Here is a 17,973-nt window from a genome sequence, read left to right as displayed (position 1 = left end):
GGCAGAGGGAGGCGGGACCCGATGAGTACGGTGCGGGGCACGGGCGTAGTGGTCACCGGGGCCGGAGGCGGCATCGGAGCCGCCCTGGCCCGCCGATTCGCCGCGGAAGGCGCGCGGGTCGTGGTCAACGACCTCGACGAGGCCGGGATCGGGCCGCTGGCCGAGGAGATCGGCGCCGTCGCCGTCGCCGGTGACGCCTCGAGGATCGTGGACGCCGCGCGTGACGCGCTGGACGGCACCGTCGACATCTACTGCGCCAACGCGGGCCTCGCCTCGCCCGGTGACGTCTTCGCCGACGAGGAGGTCTGGGCCGCCGCCTGGGATGTCAATGTGATGGCCCACGTCCGCGCGGCCAGGGCACTGCTGCCCCACTGGCTGGAGCGCGGCAGCGGCCGGTTCGTCTCGACCGCCTCGGCCGCCGGACTGCTGACGATGATCGGCGCCGCCCCGTACAGCGTCACCAAGCACGGCGTCGTCGCCTTCGCCGAATGGCTCTCCCTCACTTACCGCCACCGCGGCGTCAAGGTCCACGCGATCTGCCCACAGGGTGTGCGTACGGACATGCTCACGGCCGCCGGATCGGCCGGTGAGCTCGTCCTCGCCCCCGGCGCCATCGAGCCCGAGGCGGTCGCCGACGCGCTCTTCGACGCCATGGCCGAGGACCGCTTCCTCGTCCTGCCGCACCCCGAGGTCGCCGGGTACTACCGGGCCCGCACCAAGGACACCGACCACTGGCTCGGCAATATGAACCACCTCCAGCAGAAGTGGGAGGAGACCGGCGCGTGAACGGGTCGATCCACGCCGCCAGGCCCTGGATCTCCCTGCTCGGCGAGGCCCAGCGGGCCCCGTCAGCGTACAAGCACCCGCGCGAGGTCGAGATCCTGACCGAACTCCCGAAGACGGCGAGTGGGAAGATCCTCGGACGGGAACTGCGTTCCCCCGATGGACCGCTTCACGCTCAGCAGAGCGTTTCACGCACGCACGGATTCACGCACGGTACGGAAGGAAGGTGGCGGCAATGGGCAAGGCGACGGACGGGGACACGCCCCCCGTCCCGCAGCGGCTGCTGGCCGCCGCCACCCGGCTCTTCGCCGAGCGGGGCTACGACCGCACCTCGGTCCAGGAGATCGTCGAGGCGGCGGGCGTCACCAAGGGTGCCCTCTACCACTACTTCGGCTCCAAGGAGGACCTCCTCCAGGAGGTCTACGCCCGGGTGCTCCGGCTCCAGCAGGAGCGGCTCGACGCCTTCGCCGACGCCGACGCCCCGGTCGAACAGCGGCTGCGCGACGCCGCCGCGGACGTGGTCGTCACGACCATCGAGAACCTCGACGACGCCTCGATCTTCTTCCGGTCCATGCACCACCTGAGCCCGGAGAAGAACAAGCAGGTACGGGTGGAGCGGCGCCGCTACCACGAGCGCTTCCGGGCCCTGGTCGAAGAGGGCCAGCGGAGCGGCGTGTTCTCCACGGCCACCCCGGCGGACCTGATCGTCGACTACCACTTCGGCTCGGTCCACCACCTGTCCACCTGGTACCGGCCGGACGGCCCGCTCAGCCAGCAGGAGGTCGCCGACCACCTCGCCGACCTCCTGCTGCGCGCCCTGCGCCCCTAGCCTGCGCCCAGCACCCCGGCGGCGCCGCCGGTCAGCCGCCCGAGGAGCGCCTCCGCCGCCGGGTTGCGGGGGCCGGGTGCCCGCCCCGCGAGGACGACCGTCCGGCCGGGCTCCGGCTGGCGGATGCTCACGCACGGCAGCCCCGCGTCCTCGCCGATCCGCCGCGGCACGATCGCCACGCCGATCCCGGCCCGCACGAGATCGACGAGCAGCCGGATCTGGGTGACGTCGCAGGTGATCCGGCGCTCCAGCCCGCAGTGCGCGGCCAGTCTCCGTACCGCGGTCTCCAGCCCGGTGCCCGCACGGAAGTCCACGAACGGCTCATCGGCGAGATCCTTGATCAGGGTGCTTCCGGCCGTTGCCAGCCGATGGCCCGGCGCGGTGATCAGCACCAGGTCCTCGTGCCAGGTCGCGAACCCGGCGATGCCGTCCGGGAGCTCGGCGGCGTCCGGCGCGAGAAAGGCGAGATCCAGCTCACCGGCCCGTACCCCCGCGACCAGTTCCGGCGTCGTCGCCTCGCGCAGCGAGATCTGCACCCCCGGCCACAGCCGGTGGTAAGAGGCCAGCTCGGCCGCCAGGTCCACGCAGGTCAGCGTCTGGATGGTGCCGATCCGGACCCGGCCGGTCACCAGCCCCGACACGGCGGCCACCGCGTCCCGCCCCGCCTCGGCGCCGGCGAGCACCGACCGGGCCGACGGCAGCAGCGCCCGCCCCGCCTCGGTGAGGATCACCCGCCGCCCCGTCCGGTCGAACAGCTCGGCCCCAGCTCCCGTTCGAGGTTGCGTACGGAGGTACTCAGCGCGGACTGCACGATCAGCTCGGCACGGGCGGCGGCGGTGAACGTGCCGTGCGTGACCACCGCCATGAAGTGGCGGAGCTGGCGTATCTCCATCCATCAACGATATCGATCGCAGCCAGCAAAACCATCTGTTGGACCGACCGCCGGTACGGGGCGAAGCTGGATGTATGACTCACATCCAGCCGTCCGCGCACGTCCCCGCACTCTGGACCGCGGCGTACGGCCCCCACCACGCGCCGGCTGTGCGCCTCGCCGCCCGGTGCCTGCTGCGGGTGAGGACCTTCGCCCGCGAACTGGCCCTGGCGGACCACGTGGGTTCCGGCGGTTACTGAGGCGGCCGGGAGCGCAGGCCCGAAACCCGTTGGTGGGGCCGGAGAGCGCCCGGCTAGTGCCGCGACCGGCAATGTTTGCCCGGAAGGAGCGTCGTCCAGTGCGTGCGATCGCAAGGCGGCCGGAAGTCCTTGTAGCGGAGCTACCAGGGCTTTTGGCCAACGCAGCGAGCGTGCGTGCTGGGCGGCGCGACGGGGCAAAGCTTGCCGGGAGGGGCACTAGCATCCGACGATGCAGACGCCGGCCGACGAACAGTTCCACGCCCTGGGGCGACTGATCGGGCACGAGGACCCCGGGCAGCGTCATCTCGGGCTGGTCCTGCTCACCGAGCGTGTCACCGAGTGCCCCCCGTCCGACGACCGGGAGACGGACCGGCTCGCCGGGCTGCTGCCCGCATCGCTGACCGGACTTCCAGAGGCCGATCTCCTCCTGGCGGGGCTCTACGAACGCCTCGGCCACCGCCTCAGGGGCCGCCCCCGGCCGCCGTGGCGCACGGCCGGGCAACTGCCGGCGGCGGTACGGACCGCCTGGCTGCGCGCCGATGTGCTCCACGATCCCGGGGTGCTCCGCGACGAGGCCCCGGGCGAACTCCTCTACCAGGCCGTACGGGGGGCGGGCATCACCGGTACGCACCGGCCGGCGCGGCTCGTGGACGAGCTGGTGAGCAGCGGCGATCCGGTGCTCCAGGCCGAGGCGCTGCGGCTGGCCAGGGAGGGGCTGCACGCCGGACTGCTGGCCCCGGCACTGGTCCGGGAAGACCTGATCGGTCTGCTGGGCGCCGGCAGAGCCCCGGTCGTCGCCGCAGCGCTGGGCGAGCTCGCCGAACCGTGGGCGGCGACGGATCCGCTGCCGCCCGGCCTCCTCGCTCCGTTCCTCTCGGCCGATCCGGTACGCGAACACGCCGGTCAACCGGATCGGGAGCCGGTACGGGAGCGGCCCGCGGTGGCCGATGCCGCCCTCCGGGCCGCCGCGCGCCACGGCCACCTGGACCTGCTGCGCCGGGCCGTCGAGGACCCCGGCCTTCCCCCGGGCCTTCGCCGACGCGCGATGGAACTCCTCGGCGATCTGGCCGACCGCGACGACATCGGCGAGCTGACGGCCGTGGCCGCACGCGATCCGCTGCTGTTCGGCGGGCCGGCCGTGACCTGTCTGCGCGGACTCCACCGGCGCGGTCACTTTCCGGACGGGCCGGACGTCCCCGCCGTCATCGGCCTCGCCCTGTCCGACCACTCCGTTCCGGCCCGCGACGTGGCGACGATCCTCTTCACCGCCCGGAAGGAGGCACTCCGCGTACTGACGGACGCACCGGCCGACGACCCGTGCTGGCCGCGACGGCTCACCCTGCTGGTCGCCCTGGCCGGACAGGGCGCCGGTGACCTCCCGATCGGGGACGCCGTCGCCCGCGTACTGCCTTCCGCCCCCGCACCCGGGCCGTTCCTCGACGCGATCCGCGAACTGCGCCACGAGGATGCCGAGGAGGCCGTGATCGCCCTGCTGCCCTCGGCACCGGGCGCGGCCCTGGACACCCTGGAGGCGATCGGCGGGGACCGGACGGTACTGGCCCTGCGCCAGGGGCTGGGCCTCACCACCGACGGGGGGACGGCCCCCCACCTGCGCGCCGTACGCGACCGCGCCCTCGGACTGCTGTGGCAGCTGAACCGCGACCCGGAGCAGCGCCGCGCCCTCCTCGTACGGCTCGACCCCGTCGGCCTGCCACCGCGCATCGCGGCCGGCCTCGGCGGCCCGGACGAGCGGGAACTGGCTCTGCTGCGCTCGCATCTGGACCCGGACGAGCCGGTGGCGGCGCTGTGCCGGCTGGCGGCCCACGGCAACGCCGGCACCCTCCCGGTCATCGCCGACCTGCTCCTGCGCATCGTGGCCGAGCAGGCCGCGGCGAGGAGCCCGGAAGCGGTGCCCGGGACCGGGGAGCACGGGGAGCCGGCCGGTGAGCCCGCGGTGCCGCAGGAGGCCCTGGACGCGGTGAGCGCCCTGGGCCGCCGGCTCCACGCGCGGCGCGCGATCCGGCCGGTCTGCCTGCTCGGCACCGCGGACGCCCAGGAGGCCGGGCACGCACTGGTCGCGACTCTGGCACTGGACCTGCTGGACCGTCCCGGGCTCTGCGTCGACGAGCAGGTGGTCCTCCTCGAACTGCTGCTGCGGGCCCCGTGGAAGGGCACCCGTACGCGGGTGCACCGGCTGCTGCGCCACCGCGACCGGCACGTACGCAAGCACGTCATCGCCCTGCTCGCCCGTGACGTCACCGGCGAGGACGCCCAGGCCCTGTCGGCGACGCTGATCGCGCTGACCGCCGCGCCGGACATCCAGACCGTCCGGCAGGCGCTGCTCGCCCTGGGCCACGCCCGCGCCCACTGGGCGAGCGCCGCGATCTCCGCCTGTCTCGACCATCCGAACATGAACATCAGGAAGACGGCGGCCGAGGCGCTGGTCCGCGCGGGCACACCGGCGGCGCTCCCGAAGCTCCTCTTCCGACTCGGGCACGACAGCAACCCCGGTCTGCGCGACAGCCTCGTCGAGGCCCTGCACGCAGTCCTCGGCGATGCCTGCGCGGCCACGATCGTCGCCGCCGCCGAGCACAGCCGGGACGACGGCACCCGTGAGCTGCTGCTGGAGGGCCTCCACGGCACCCTGACCGCACGCTCGGTCCTCGCGCTGGACGACCAGGCCTCACCGGTGGCGGCCCCGCTGCTCGCCCTGGTGGTGTCCGGCCGGGTCGCACTGGCCTCCGGCACCGTGCAGGACCTGGCGATACCGATGGCCCGGCACGGGATCACCGCACCGGCCGCCGGAGAGCCGTCGGCGGAGGCCGGTCGGGCGGACCGTGACATCGAGGCCCTGGTGGCCCGGGGCTGGGACCCCGAGGTCGCGCTGCGCGTCGCCGAGCGGGACGAGCCGCTGGGCCCCGACCGGGCGGAGCAGCTGCGGCCGATGCTGGCCGACTGGCTCCGGCTGGCCGACTCGCAGCCGGTGCTCCGGAACAAGGCACTCCGGAACCACAAGGCAGTCCGGAACAAGGTGGTGCGGTTCGTGCTGTCGCTCTGCACCGAGCCCCGGGACGGTGCGGAGCTCACGGCACTCGCCCGGTCCGCCCCGCTCCTGCTGGACGCGCTCGCCGACGCCCAGGACGGGGACCGGCACGACCTGATCGCCGTACTCGAAGAGGTCGCGCCGATGCTGACGGCCACCGCGAAACCGGCCGCCGTCGCCGCGGTACGGGCCCTGCGCCCCGCCCCGGCGGCCCCGAGCCGGTCCACGCTGGCGCTGCTGCGCCGCCTCGGCGCGGTTCCGGTCCGCGCCGATCTCGACCGGGCCCTCGCGGACGCCCGGCTCGGCGCCGACCCCTGGCAGGCCGGAACCGCCGTGCTGCGTGAGGCCTTCGCCGTACCGGAGATGGCTGCCGCGGACGCCCTGCCCGCCGGGACCCGGGCATGGCGGGCCGCGTTGGACGAGGCGGTCCGCACCCAGGGCACGTTGGAGGAGTTCCGCCGGAGGGACGGCGGCGCGGTCCCCTCGCGGGACCGGCTGAGTGCGCTGATCGAGGCCCACCCGAGTGCCGGTCCCGAAGTCCGGGCCGCGCTCATCGACTGGATGACGCTGCTCCAGCCCATCGACGCACCGCTCTGGACCATCGCCGAGACTGCCCACGCACCGGAGCCGCCACCACGCCGGGTCCGCGTCGACGACCTGGACCAGCCGCGCTCGGCGGCGCTGCGGGAGCGGCTGCTGACCATGCTGGGGTCGGCCGAGGCGGACCGCAGACAGGCCGCCGCCCTGGCACTGGCGCGATGGCCCGAGCCGGAGGCCCGGCTGCCGGTGCTGCGCGCGTACCTCCGCGGCCGGGTCGACCTGCGCGTCGGCGCCGGCTTGGCCCGCGCCCTGGGCGCCGTCGACGAGACGGAACTCCGGGGCGACGGCATCCTGCGCGACAGGGTGGCGCGCGCGGCCGCCGCACTCGACCCGTGGGAGAGGGGACGGCTGATCCCGCTGCTGCTGGAGTGGTGGGAGCACGCCCCGCCCGCGGTGGCCCGGGCAGTCGGCGACGCACTGTGCGCCCACCCCGCCGACGCGCTGGCCGGGGCCCTGGGCGAACGGCTCGACGCCGGGGCCTGGGGCTTCCTGGACCTGCTCGTCGGCCGTCCGCTGCTGCGCACCCCCGCGCTGACCCGGACCGGCCGACGGCTGCGCGCCGAAGGACGCGACGAACTCGCGGACCGGCTCCTGCTCGTCGAGGGCCCCTTGCGCGGCCCGGACGCCGAGAGGCAGGACGCGGCGGCACTGGCGGCACTCCGCGACCGGGACGCGGCCGCACCCGCCGGAACCCGGCGCCGCCCCACCCGGCAGGAACTGCTGGAGCTGGCCGGCACCGGCACCGCGGAGCAGATCTGCCGGGCGCTCACGGAACTGGCCGGGGCACACACCGGCCCGGAGCCCGATCGGGACCGGCAACTCATCGACCTGCTGGGCGAGTTGCTCACCCACCCCCGGTCCAAGGTCCGGCTCCGCGCCCACCGGACCTCACGGGTGATGCTCGCCCCGCAGACCCATCTGCGCCACACCGAACTCCTGCTGGACGACCCGCGTCCGGACGTGGTGCGCATGGCGATCCATACGCTCTGCCGGGCGGGTTGGGAGCCTGCGCTCCCTGCCGTGACGGGGCTGCTCGGACACCCGCACGCCGTCGTGCGCGGGACGGCGGCCGAAGCGCTCGTCGAACTGGGCGCGGCGGCGATCCCCACCCTCCGCAAGGCGGCCGCCCACGCCCGCCCCGACCGGCGCACCCTGTACACGGACGTACTGGACCGGATCAGGGCCGGTGAAGACTGAGAGCACCCCTCCAGGCCGGGCCACCGCCTACACGTACCGCTTGATCTCCTGCCGTGCCAACGACCGCTGATGCACCTCGTCCGGCCCGTCCGCCAGCCGCAACGTCCGTGCCGCCGCCCACAGTTCGGCCAGCGGGAAGTCCTGGCCGACGCCGCCCGCGCCGTGCAACTGCACCGCCCGGTCCAGGATGTCGACCACGGCGCGCGGGGTGGCGATCTTGATGGCCTGGATCTCCGTGTGAGCGCCCCGGTTGCCCACCGTGTCCATCAGCCACGCCGTCTTCAGCACCAGCAGCCGCAACTGCTCCACCGTGACCCGCGCGTCCGCGATCCAGTTCTGTACGACGCCCTGCTGGGCGAGCGGCTTACCGAAGGCCGTACGGGACACCGCCCGCCTGCACATCAGCTCGATCGCCCGCTCGGCCATGCCGATCAGCCGCATGCAGTGGTGGATGCGGCCGGGGCCGAGACGCGCCTGGGCGATCGCGAAGCCGCCGCCCTCCTCGCCGATCAGGTTCGCGGCGGGCACCCGTACGTCCGTGAGGACGACCTCGGCGTGACCGCCGTGGGAGTGGTCCTCGTAGCCGTACACCTGCATGGCGCGCCGCACTTCGAGACCGGGGGTGTCGCGCGGGACCAGGATCATCGACTGCCGGCGGCGGATGTCGGCACCATCAGGGTCGGTCTTTCCCATCACGACGAAGATCTTGCAGTCCGGGTTCATCGCCCCGGAGATGTACCACTTGCGGCCGTTGATGACGTAGTCCCCGCCGTCCCGCACGATGCGGGTCTCGATGTTCGTCGCGTCCGACGAGGCCACCTCCGGCTCCGTCATCGCGAACGCCGAGCGGATCTCCCCGGCGAGCAGCGGGTCCAGCCACTGCTTCTTCTGCTCGTCCGTGGCGAACTGGAAGAGCACCTCCATGTTTCCGGTGTCCGGAGCCCCGCAGTTGAGTACGGTCGGGGCCAACTGCGCGGAACGGCCGGTGATTTCGGCGAGCGGGGCGTACTGGAGGTTGGTCAGCCCGGCACCGTACCCGGCGTCGGGGAGGAAGAGGTTCCACAGCCCCTGCCGTCGCGCCTCGGCCTTGAGGTCCTCGACGATCTGTGGGGTGTCCCACGGGGAGGCGAGCAGCGCGCGCTGTTCGTCCGCGATCTTTTCGGCCGGGTATACATGCTCGTCCATGAAGGCGAGCAGCTTGGTGCGCAGCTCCTCGGTACGGGCGTCGAATGCGAAGTCCATGGGGGATCAGCCTTCCTGGAGGGTGGTGAGGCCGTGCTCGATGAAGACCGGGACGAGATCGCCGATGCGGTCGAAGCCGGCGCCGACGGTCCGGCCCAGCGTGTAGCGGTAGTGGATGCCCTCCAGGATCACGGCGAGCTTGAACCAGGCGAACGCCGTGTACCAGGAGATCGCGGAGGTGTCGCGGCCGGAGCGTGCGGCGTAGCGCTCGATCAGTTCGGCGGGGGTGGGGTGGCCGGCCGCGCCGCTGGTGGTGGAGACCGGGGAGTTCGCCAGGCCGAGGTCCGAGCTGTACATCACGAGCAGGCCGAGGTCGGTCAGCGGGTCGCCGAGCGTCGACATCTCCCAGTCGAGGACGGCCCTGATCCGGTCGTCGGAGCCGATCAGGACGTTGTCCAGGCGATAGTCGCCGTGTACGACGGTGGGCGAGGGGGAGGCGGGCAGTTCCCGTCCGAGCGCGGCGTGCAGTTCGTCGATGCCGGGCAGCTCGCGGTTGCGGGAGGCGTCCAGCTGCTTGCCCCAGCGGCGCAGCTGCCGGTCGAGGAAGCCCTCGGGGCGCCCGAAGTCGCCCAGGCCGACGGACCCCGGGTCCACGGCGTGCAGTTCGACGAGCGTGTCGACGAGACCGAGGACGGCCGCCCGGGTGCGCTCGGCGCCCAGCGGGGCGAGCTGTTCGGCCGTGCGGTACGGGGTGCCCTCGACGTACTCCATGACGTAGAAGGGCGACCCGATCACCGAGTCGTCCTCGCAGAGCAGCACGGGCTCGGGTACCGGAACGGCTGTCGGGTGCAGGGCGCTGATCACCCGGTGCTCGCGCTTCATGTCGTGCGCGGTGGCCAGCACATGACCCAGCGGGGGCCTGCGGACGACCCAGCGCCCCGTGCCGTCCGTGACGACGTACGTCAGGTTCGAGCGGCCGCCCTCGATGAGCCGGGCTTCGAGCGGTCCGTTCACCAGACCCGGCCGCTCGCGATCGAGATGGCCGCGCAGCCGGTCGAGGCCGAGACCTGGCGGGTGGACTGGGCTCATCGTGCGCACCTCCGGGGTGAGAAACGGTCGGTGCTCATGATGCCGACCAGTCGGTATGTCGTCCAGTGGACTCCCGGAATCCGCCACACGCACTCCGCTCCGGCGTAGTCCGGAAGTCTGGCGCTCAGTCGCATCCCTGAATATGGTTCATGTATGAAGCCAGAGCTGCTGATCGCGGAAGTCCGGCTGACCCCGATCCTGATAGCCGGCCCGCCCCTGCTCAACACCCAGGGCGTCCACCAGCCGTACACCCCGCGGCTCATCGTGGAAGTCGTCACACGCGGCGGTGTGACCGGTATCGGGGAGACGTACGGGGACGGCAAGTACCTCGAACTCGCCGAGCCGCTCGCCACCGCCCTCGTCGGACGCCCGGTCAGCGATCTGAACGGCCTGTTCGCCCTGGCCGATGAGGTGTGCGGTGATTCACCCGCGGCCGACGAGCGGGTCGACGCGGGCGGGCTGCGCGGCGTCCAGACCGCCGACAAGCTCCGGCTCTCCGTCGTCTCCGGCTTCGAGGTCGCCTGCCTGGACGCGCTCGGCAAGTCCCTGGGTCTGCCCGTGCACGCCCTGCTCGGCGGCAAGGTCCGCGACAGCGTCGAGTACAGCGCGTACCTCTTCTACCGCTGGGCCGCCCACCCCGAAGGTGGCGAACAGGACGACTGGGGTGCCGCAGTGGACCCGGCCGGAGTCGTCTCCCAGGCCCGGCGCTTCGCCCGCGAGCACGGCTTCTCCTCCTTCAAGCTCAAGGGCGGCGTCTTCGAACCCGGCCAGGAGATCGCCGCGATCCGCGCCCTGGCCGAGGAGTTCCCCGGGCAGCCGCTGCGCCTGGACCCCAACGGCGCCTGGTCGGTGGAGACCTCGCTGTACGTCGCCGAGCAGCTCAAGGGCGTACTCGAATACCTGGAGGACCCGGCGAGCGGCACGGACCTCATGGCCGAGGTGGCCGCCGCCACCGACGTACCGCTCGCCACCAACATGTGCGTGACGACGCTCGCCGAGGTCCCGGAGGCCTTCGCCCGCGGCGCCGTCCAGGTGGTCCTCTCCGACCACCACTACTGGGGCGGGCTGCACCGCACCCGTGAACTGGCCGGGATCTGCCGTACCTTCGGCGTCGGTCTCTCCATGCACTCCAACACCCACCTCGGCATCAGCCTCGCCGCGATGACCCATGTCGCGGCCACCGTTCCCAACCTCGACTACGCCTGCGACAGCCACTACCCCTGGCAGACCGAGGACGTCATCACCACCCGCCATGTCTTCCGGGACGGCCGACTCGCCGTCTGTGACGCACCCGGCCTCGGCGTCGAACTCGACCGCGAGCGCCTGGCCGCACTGCACCGGCGCTGGCTCGACGACGACGGCACGATGCGCGAGCGCGACGACGCGGCCGCGATGCGCAAGGCCGAGCCGGCCTGGCGGACACCCACGATCCCGCGCTGGTGACGGCCCCCTTCCCCGGGGCCGCCATGGCCTGAGTTGCGTACGCCCCGGCCCGCGCCGAGGGTCGGTACATGAAGGCGATCAGCTACAGCAGGTACGGCGGGACGGACGTCCTGGAGTACGGGGAACGGCCCGACCCCAAGGTCGGCCCCGACACCGTCCTGGTGAAGGTGCGGGCCGCGGCGGTCAACCCGGTCGACTGGAAGGCCCGTGAGGGCTACCTCGACGCCGGTCTGGAGGCCGTGTTCCCGGTGATCCCCGGCTGGGACGTGTCCGGAGTCGTCGTGCAGCCCGGCGTCGCCGTCGACGAGTTCACGGTCGGCGACGAGGTCATCGGCTATGTACGGGAGGACTTCCTCTGCCGGGGTACGTTCGCCGAATACGTCGCCGCACCCGTGCGCACCCTCGCCCGCAAGCCGCTGAGCCTGAGCTTCGAGGAGGCCGCCGGCCTGCCGCTGGCCGGCCTCACCGCGTATCAGGTGCTGCACCGCACCCTGCGGATCCAGGACGGCGAGACGGTCCTCGTCCATGCGGCGGCCGGCGGCGTGGGCTCGCTCGCCGTCCAGCTCGCCCGCCACGCGGGCGCCCGCGTCATCGGCACCGCGAGCGAGCGCAACCACGACCACGTCCGGCAGCTCGGTGCGGAGCCGGTGGCCTACGGCGACGGCCTCGCCGACCGGCTCCGGGCGCTGGCCCCGGACGGCGTCGACGCCGCGTTCGACACCGTGGGCGGGGAGGCGCTCCGGGTCTCCGCCGACCTGCTGAAGCCCGGGGGCCGGCTGGCCTCCATCGCGGACGGCGAGGTGTTCTCGTACGGCGGCCGCTACGCCTACGTACGTCCGGATGCCAAGGACCTCGCCCACCTGGCGGAACTGGCCGAACAGGGCGTCGTCACAGTCCATCTGGACCAGGTCTTCCCGCTGGAACGGGCGGCCGACGCCTACCGGATGAACGAGCAGGGACGGACCCGCGGAAAGATCGTCGTCACCGTCCCCTGGGACACCCCGGAGGTCCGCCCCGAGGTCTGAGGGGCCCCGCGCTCCGGCCTCAGAACAGCATGGCCGTGGCGAACACCGCGAGCGCGACCGTGCACGCCGCCGCCGTCAGTGCGCCGCGCGCCGAGAGGGGTTCCGGACGCGCGGTCCCCATCACGAGCACCCGCCGGTGCGCCACGAGCAGGAAACCCAGCCAGGCCAGCCCGCTCAGCGACACGGCGACGACCGCGGCCGGGCTCGCCCCGCCCTGCAGCGCCTGCTTGACCGCCAGGATCGCCACCACCGTGCAGGACAGCGTCGTACGCCGCCACGCCAGCCTGGTCCGCTCGGGCTGCAGCCCGGGGTCGCGCCCGTTCGCCGTCACCGGCCCTCCCACCCGAAGAGGACCACCACCACCATCGCCACGGCGACGACCGCGACGGCGAGACCGAGCAGCGTCGGGAACCGGGAGACCGGCAGATCCTCCCCGCGCCGCATCGCCCGCTCGCACCGCACCCAGTGGTTGATCGCCCGCAGCGCGCACAGCACACCGGCCGCCAGCAATGCCAGCGCCAGCCCCGTGCGCATGCCCCACGACAGCTCCGGGAGGAACTGGTCGACCGCGAAACCGCCGCCGATCAGTGCGAGAGCCGTCCGGATCCAGGCGAGGAAGGTGCGCTCATTGGCGAGCGAGAACCGGTAGTCGGGGGTGTCGCCCTCTTCGCGGATTCGCCGCGGCGCGAACCACAGCCGCAGGCTCCGTACGAATTCGTTCACGCGTGAACCTTAGACCGGCCGGCCCGCCCGGAACGCGCGCAGCCGGTGGTACGTCTCCAGCCCGTCCGGCACCCACTCCCAGTCGCCGAGCCGCTGCTCCAGCTCCGCGTCGGTGAGAAAGGTGTGCCAGGCGACCTCCTCCACCTGAGGGTGCACCGGCAGCTCGCACCGCACCTGGTAGACGTGGGACCACCAGGAGTGCTCCGCGCTCTCGTAGAGGAACTTGAAGAGCGGCTCGGGACGGGGGAGCCCCGACACCCCCAGCTCCTCCTCCGCCTCCCGCAGCGCCGCCTCGTCGTACGACTCGCCGGCCCCGACCACTCCGCCGACGAACATGTCGTAACGGGACGGGAAGACCAGCTTCGTGGGGGTCCTGCGGTGCACGAAGAGCCGGCCCCCGGCATCCCGGGACTCGATGAAGACGCAGCGATGGCGCAGGCCCCGCGCGGTCGCCTCACCGCGCGGTGCCTGCCCCACGACCACGTCGTTCTCGTCGACGATGTCCAGGATCTCGTCAGAAGGAGTCATGCCCCTCATCCAACATCAGACCACTGACAGTGATCACTGCCCCATGACGTACTTGACGGTCGGGCCCGTGGTCCAGCCGCCGTCCACGGCCAGTTCGGCGCCGGTGACGTACGAGGCGGCGTCCGACAGCAGGAAGACGACCGCCTCGGCGATCTCCGGGGCCTCGCCGACCCGGCAGCGCGGACTGGCTCCCTGTGACCAGGAAGACGTACCGGGAAGACGTGCCGGAGGGCGTACGGGGAGGGCGTACGGGAGCGCGTGCGGGGGAGCGCCGGGAAGGCGTGCCCCCTGGGCTCGCGCCGCCGCTCAGCTCGGCAGCAGGCTCTTCTTTTGGCGCCCGCCCACGGGCCCCTCCGGCATCGCCGGATGGAGTCCCAGCAGGACGATCCCGGTGACGATCGCCGCGAGACCGGCCGCCTGCCAGGCCAGCGCGCCGGGGTCGGTGCGCAGCTGGTCACCGAGGAAACCGACCCCGCAGGCGATCCCGGCCAGCGGCTGCGCGGCGGTCAGCGGGGGCAGCGAGACCCGCAGCGGGCCCGTCTCGAACGCGCTCTGCACCAGGAGCAGGCCCGTCACCCCCAGCGCCACCACCGCGTACGGCTGCCATGCCGTCGCGAACGTCGCAAAGCCGTCTTCCGACAGCCGCTGGCCGGTGACCCGGGTGAGGGCGTCCTGGAGTCCGTAGAGCAGTCCGGCCGCCACCGCGAGCAGCGCCGGGGCGACCCCGGACTGATAGCGCTTGGCGAAGGCGGTGAGCAGCAGCGCCACGCCCACGACCACGCCGATCACCAGCCAGTGCCGCAGCGGATCGGTCACCGCCTCACCGCCCCGCGGCCGGCCCCCCAGCAGGAACGCGGCGACTCCGCCGGCCAGCATCCAGAGCCCGGCCCAGCCCTGCCGGCCGAGCCGTTGCCCGGTGCGATGGCGAGACAGGGCCATCGCGAAGAGCAGATTGGTCGCCAGCAGTGGTTCGACGATGGACAGCTCGCCCTTGCCCAGGGCCAGGGCGCCCAGCACCATGCCGCAGACCATCAGTCCGACACCGGCCAGCCAGCTCCGTACCCGCATCAGGTCCAGCAGCAGCCGGAAGGAGAGATAGTCGCTCCTCGGCGCATGGGAAGCGGCGTCCTGCTGGAGGACGAAGCCGAACCCCAGACAGCAGGCGGCACTCACGGCGAGTACGAGAACCAGCACCGACACGCTTCTACCTCAAGTCAGGCCAGAAGTGGGTGATTCGTATCGACGATAGCGCCTGCGCCCCAGGGGTGCGGCCGGGGCGCCGCCGACCGGGCGGTTGACGCCGCAGCGGCCGGTGCAGAGGATCTGACGCACGAGTAACCTCCGGCGTCCGTGCCGGACCCTCACCGTGGCCGTGACCGGATCGCTCCGCCTGCGACCCCCGACAAGGATGGAACCCATGGCGTACGACGCTGATGTGATCGTTATCGGGGCAGGGCTCGCGGGTCTGGTGGCCACCGCCGAGCTGGTCGACGCGGGCCGCTCGGTGATCCTGCTCGACCAGGAACCCGAACAGTCCATCGGCGGCCAGGCGCACTGGTCCTTCGGCGGTCTCTTCCTCGTCGACTCGCCCGAGCAGCGCCGGATGCGGATCAAGGACAGCCACGAGCTGGCCCTCCAGGACTGGCTCGGCACGGCGGGCTTCGACCGCAAGGAGGACCACTGGCCACACAAGTGGGCCGAGGCGTACGTCGACTTCGCGGCCGGTGAGAAGCGCTCCTGGCTGCACGCCCAGGGGCTGCGGCTCTTCCCCGTCGTCGGCTGGGCGGAGCGCGGCGGGTACGACGCGACCGGTCACGGCAACTCCGTACCCCGCTTCCACATCACCTGGGGCACCGGTCCCGGCATCGTCGCACCCTTCGAGCGCCGGGTCCGCGCGGGCGTCGTCAAGGGCCTCGTCCGGCTGAAGTTCCGCCACCGGGTCACCGGCCTCGGCCGCACCGCGGGCACCGTCGACACGGTGACCGGCGAGATACTGGAGCCGAGCGCGGCCGCCCGCGGCACCGCGAGCAGCCGGGTGACGGCCGGCACCTTCGAGCTGAAGGCCCAGGCGGTGATCGTCACCTCCGGTGGCATCGGCGGCAACCACGACCTCGTACGCAAGCAGTGGCCCCAGCGGCTCGGCACCCCGCCCGCGAAGATGCTCTCCGGCGTGCCCGCCCATGTCGACGGACTCATGCTCGGCATCACCGAGGAGGCGGGCGCCCACCACATCAACCGCGACCGGATGTGGCACTACACCGAGGGCATCGAGAACTGGAACCCGATCTGGGCCAGGCACGGCATCCGCATCCTGCCGGGACCGTCCTCGCTCTGGCTGGATGCCCGCGGCAAGCGGCTGCCGGTCCCGCTCTTCCCCGGCTTCGACACCCTCGGCACCCTCGAACACATCATGAGGTCCGGATACGACTACACCTGGTTCGTCCTCGACCGGAAGATCATCGGCAAGGAATTCGCGCTCTCCGGCTCCGAGCAGAACCCCGACCTGACCGGAAAGTCGATCCGCGACGTGCTCGGCCGGGCCCGCGCCGACGTACCGGCGCCGGTGAAGGCGTTCATGGACAACGGGGCGGACTTCGTCGTCGAGCACGACCTCGCGGCACTGGTCCGCGGAATGAACGCGCTCACCGACGAGCCGCTGATCGACGAGGCCGAACTGCGCCGCGAGATCACCGCCCGCGACCGCGAGATCGCCAACCCCTTCACCAAGGACCTCCAGATCACCGCGATCCGCGGCGCCCGGACATATCTGGGGGACAAGCTGATCCGTACGGCGGCACCGCACCGCATCCTCGATCCCAAGGCCGGTCCGCTGATCGCCGTACGGCTCAACATCCTGACCCGCAAGTCGCTCGGCGGGCTGGAGACCGACCTGTCCTCCCGGGTGCTCACCGAGGACGGCACACCGCTGTCCGGTGTGTACGCGGCGGGGGAGGCGGCCGGATTCGGCGGCGGCGGGGTGCACGGCTACCGCTCACTGGAAGGAACTTTCCTCGGCGGCTGCATCTTCTCCGGCCGGGCGGCGGGCCGGGCGGCGGCGAAGGCCGTCGGCTAACGGGTGTCCGGCGCCCGTTCCCGGGCCCCGCTCACCGGCCCCGTTCCCGGGCACCGCTCAACGGCCCGGTCGGCCCGCTCGGACCGGTGCGTACGGGCCGGTAGGTGCGGCGAGTTCCCGGGCCCGTCCTGGCCGGTACGTGCGGCGGGCTCCCGGAACGGGCCCGTCCGGGCCGGCCGTACCCGGCGCGGATAGAGTCGGTGGGGTGAAGATCCCGCGTCTCCTCGACGGCCGGCTGAAGCTGCGCCACCTGGCCCTCGTCGACGCGCTGTCCCGGCAGGGAAGCGTCGTCGGCGCCGCCGCGGAGCTGCATGTCACCCAGCCTGCCGCCACCCGCAGCCTGCACGAGCTGGAGGACATCCTCGGTGTGCCGCTGTACGAGCGCGGGCCCCGGGGCGTCACCGCCACCGTCTTCGGCGAGGCCTTCACCGAGCACGCGCGGGCCGTGCTGGCCCAGCTGGCGCAGGCGGGCCGCCATGTGGTGGAGCTGGCCGACGCCGACCGCGGGACGGTCATCGTCGGCACCCATCTGGCCGGGTCCAACGTGCTCCTCCCGCGAGCCATCGCCGAGATCAAGAAGGAGCGCCCCTACCTGACGGTGATCGTCCGGGAGGCGTCGCCGGAAGCGCTGCTCCTGGAACTGGAGGCCGGTCGCATCGACTTCGTCGTCGGCCGGCTCACCGCCCCCTCCGACGAGCGGATCGTGCGCCGCAAGCTCTACGACGAGTCGGTGGAGCTCGTGGTCCGGGCCTCGCACGCACTCGCCGGGCGGTCCCCGGTGGAGCTCGCGGACCTGGTGGACTACCCCTGGATCCTGCCGGGGGCGGAGACCGCACTGCGGCGGGAGATCGAGGAGTTCTTCGCCCGGCACGGGATGCCGCTGCCGATGAACCGGGTCGAGACGACCTCGTTCCTGACCGTCCGCCAACTCCTCCTGGAGACCGATGTCGTCGCGGTACTGCCCAGCCTGATCACCCGGGACGACACCCGGATCGCAAGGCTGGCAGTGCCGCTGGACCCGATCGGCCACAGCGTCGGGCTGACCCTGTCGGCCGCCCGTGCGCTGGGCCCGTCCGCGCAGGCGCTGATCCGCAGCCTGGAGGACATCGCTGCCGGAATGGCCCCCCAGGGAACCGAGACTTCCTAGTGCCCCTCCCGGCAGGCTTCGCCCCGTCGCGTCGTCCAGCACGCACTCCCCCAAGGCCTTGAGGGCCAGGGGGGACCCCCTTCTGCGTTGGCCGAAAGCCCTGGTAGCTCCTTCCCCGAGCTCTCAACTTCGTTCGAGCAGGGGAGGCCCCGTTCAAGGACTTCCGGCCGCCTTGCGATC

General features: G+C 72.7%; 14 protein-coding genes and 2 pseudogenes. 8 read left to right on the top strand and 8 right to left on the bottom strand.

What is annotated here, in order from left to right; genetic code table 11:
* Positions 1 to 21 precede the first annotated feature (21 nt).
* On the top strand, positions 22 to 786 hold the full coding sequence (locus OG936_RS05840; RefSeq protein WP_406492985.1) for an SDR family oxidoreductase: 765 nt from the start codon (positions 22 to 24) through the stop codon (positions 784 to 786).
* A gap of 232 nt (positions 787 to 1,018) precedes the next feature.
* Positions 1,019 to 1,612, top strand: a complete 594-nt coding sequence (locus tag OG936_RS05835; protein WP_406492983.1) for a TetR/AcrR family transcriptional regulator — start codon at positions 1,019 to 1,021, stop codon at positions 1,610 to 1,612.
* Here the strand turns inward: OG936_RS05835 and OG936_RS05830 are convergent.
* A pseudogene (locus OG936_RS05830) lies at positions 1,551 to 2,504 on the bottom strand (LysR family transcriptional regulator). The gene OG936_RS05835 and the pseudogene OG936_RS05830 overlap by 62 nt on opposite strands.
* Positions 2,505 to 2,578: 74 nt before the next feature.
* On the opposite strand from OG936_RS05830, the gene OG936_RS05825 reads away from it, so the two are divergent.
* Both OG936_RS05825 and OG936_RS05820 read left to right on the top strand, forming a co-directional pair.
* Positions 2,579 to 2,743 carry a hypothetical protein gene (locus tag OG936_RS05825; RefSeq protein WP_406492981.1) on the top strand — a complete coding sequence of 55 codons (165 nt, stop codon included), beginning with the start codon at positions 2,579 to 2,581 and terminating at the stop codon, positions 2,741 to 2,743.
* Between the two features lie 229 nt (positions 2,744 to 2,972).
* The gene (locus tag OG936_RS05820) at positions 2,973 to 7,583 is read left to right on the top strand and encodes a HEAT repeat domain-containing protein (protein WP_406492980.1); all 4,611 of its coding nucleotides are present in this window, start codon (positions 2,973 to 2,975) and stop codon (positions 7,581 to 7,583) included.
* Positions 7,584 to 7,610: 27 nt separating this feature from the next.
* Here OG936_RS05820 and OG936_RS05815 read toward each other — a convergent pair whose 3' ends face one another.
* Together OG936_RS05815 and OG936_RS05810 are read right to left on the bottom strand one after the other, a co-directional pair.
* A complete protein-coding gene (locus tag OG936_RS05815; protein ID WP_406492979.1) occupies positions 7,611 to 8,825 on the bottom strand; it encodes an acyl-CoA dehydrogenase family protein in 1,215 nt (404 codons plus the stop codon).
* A gap of 6 nt (positions 8,826 to 8,831) precedes the next feature.
* Entirely contained in the window at positions 8,832 to 9,854 is a 1,023-nt protein-coding gene (locus tag OG936_RS05810) for a phosphotransferase family protein (RefSeq protein WP_383753851.1), read from the bottom strand.
* A 153-nt stretch (positions 9,855 to 10,007) separates the two neighbouring features.
* Here OG936_RS05810 and OG936_RS05805 point away from each other — a divergent pair, with 153 nt between their 5' ends.
* A complete protein-coding gene (locus OG936_RS05805; protein WP_406492977.1) occupies positions 10,008 to 11,297 on the top strand; it encodes a glucarate dehydratase family protein in 1,290 nt (429 codons plus the stop codon).
* Positions 11,298 to 11,365: 68 nt separating this feature from the next.
* Positions 11,366 to 12,322: an NADP-dependent oxidoreductase gene (locus OG936_RS05800; protein WP_406492975.1), complete on the top strand. Its 957-nt coding sequence runs from the start codon at positions 11,366 to 11,368 to the stop codon at positions 12,320 to 12,322.
* Between the two features lie 19 nt (positions 12,323 to 12,341).
* Here the strand turns inward: OG936_RS05800 and OG936_RS05795 are convergent, their stop codons facing one another.
* The 5 genes and pseudogenes from OG936_RS05795 to OG936_RS05775 all read right to left on the bottom strand — a co-directional run bounded on the left by OG936_RS05795 (position 12,342) and on the right by OG936_RS05775 (position 14,773).
* Positions 12,342 to 12,653 (bottom strand): DUF202 domain-containing protein, encoded by a 312-nt coding sequence (locus tag OG936_RS05795; RefSeq protein ID WP_406492974.1) that lies wholly within the window; start codon positions 12,651 to 12,653, stop codon positions 12,342 to 12,344.
* Positions 12,650 to 13,045 carry a YidH family protein gene (locus OG936_RS05790; RefSeq protein ID WP_406492973.1) on the bottom strand — a complete coding sequence of 132 codons (396 nt, stop codon included), beginning with the start codon at positions 13,043 to 13,045 and terminating at the stop codon, positions 12,650 to 12,652. Before OG936_RS05790 ends, OG936_RS05795 begins: the two co-directional genes overlap by 4 nt.
* Before the next feature lie 9 nt (positions 13,046 to 13,054).
* On the bottom strand, positions 13,055 to 13,573 hold the full coding sequence (locus tag OG936_RS05785; protein WP_406492971.1) for an NUDIX domain-containing protein: 519 nt from the start codon (positions 13,571 to 13,573) through the stop codon (positions 13,055 to 13,057).
* Positions 13,574 to 13,606: 33 nt separating this feature from the next.
* Positions 13,607 to 13,762 (bottom strand): annotated as a pseudogene (locus tag OG936_RS05780) (SDR family oxidoreductase); the annotation flags it as partial.
* Between the two features lie 117 nt (positions 13,763 to 13,879).
* Positions 13,880 to 14,773, bottom strand: coding sequence for a DMT family transporter (locus tag OG936_RS05775; protein WP_406492970.1), 894 nt, complete (start codon positions 14,771 to 14,773; stop codon positions 13,880 to 13,882).
* A gap of 217 nt (positions 14,774 to 14,990) precedes the next feature.
* On the opposite strand from OG936_RS05775, the gene OG936_RS05770 reads away from it, so the two are divergent.
* Positions 14,991 to 16,646, top strand: a complete 1,656-nt coding sequence (locus tag OG936_RS05770) for an FAD-binding dehydrogenase (protein ID WP_406492968.1) — start codon at positions 14,991 to 14,993, stop codon at positions 16,644 to 16,646.
* Positions 16,647 to 16,851: 205 nt separating this feature from the next.
* Positions 16,852 to 17,793, top strand: coding sequence for a LysR substrate-binding domain-containing protein (locus OG936_RS05765; protein WP_406492966.1), 942 nt, complete (start codon positions 16,852 to 16,854; stop codon positions 17,791 to 17,793).
* Positions 17,794 to 17,973 lie beyond the last annotated feature (180 nt).

The sequence above is a fragment of the Streptomyces sp. NBC_00846 genome, assembly GCF_045207325.1.
Classification (GTDB): Bacteria; Actinomycetota; Actinomycetes; order Streptomycetales; family Streptomycetaceae; genus Streptomyces.
The sequence above is the reverse complement of the archived record's forward strand: the minus strand, read 5'-3'. Positions and strand labels throughout refer to the sequence as shown.

Excerpts from the sequence above, each read along its gene's own strand:
- OG936_RS05820 (WP_406492980.1), top strand. The coding sequence starts at position 2,973 with ATGCAGACGCCGGCCGACGAACAGTTCCACGCCCTGGGGCGACTGATC.
- OG936_RS05805 (WP_406492977.1), top strand. The coding sequence starts at position 10,008 with ATGAAGCCAGAGCTGCTGATCGCGGAAGTCCGGCTGACCCCGATCCTG.
- OG936_RS05840 (WP_406492985.1), top strand. The coding sequence starts at position 22 with ATGAGTACGGTGCGGGGCACGGGCGTAGTGGTCACCGGGGCCGGAGGC.
- OG936_RS05810 (WP_383753851.1), bottom strand. The coding sequence starts at position 9,854 with ATGAGCCCAGTCCACCCGCCAGGTCTCGGCCTCGACCGGCTGCGCGGC.
- OG936_RS05815 (WP_406492979.1), bottom strand. The coding sequence starts at position 8,825 with ATGGACTTCGCATTCGACGCCCGTACCGAGGAGCTGCGCACCAAGCTG.
- OG936_RS05770 (WP_406492968.1), top strand. The coding sequence starts at position 14,991 with ATGGCGTACGACGCTGATGTGATCGTTATCGGGGCAGGGCTCGCGGGT.
- OG936_RS05800 (WP_406492975.1), top strand. The coding sequence starts at position 11,366 with ATGAAGGCGATCAGCTACAGCAGGTACGGCGGGACGGACGTCCTGGAG.
- OG936_RS05785 (WP_406492971.1), bottom strand. The coding sequence starts at position 13,573 with ATGACTCCTTCTGACGAGATCCTGGACATCGTCGACGAGAACGACGTG.
- OG936_RS05835 (WP_406492983.1), top strand. The coding sequence starts at position 1,019 with ATGGGCAAGGCGACGGACGGGGACACGCCCCCCGTCCCGCAGCGGCTG.
- OG936_RS05825 (WP_406492981.1), top strand. The coding sequence starts at position 2,579 with ATGACTCACATCCAGCCGTCCGCGCACGTCCCCGCACTCTGGACCGCG.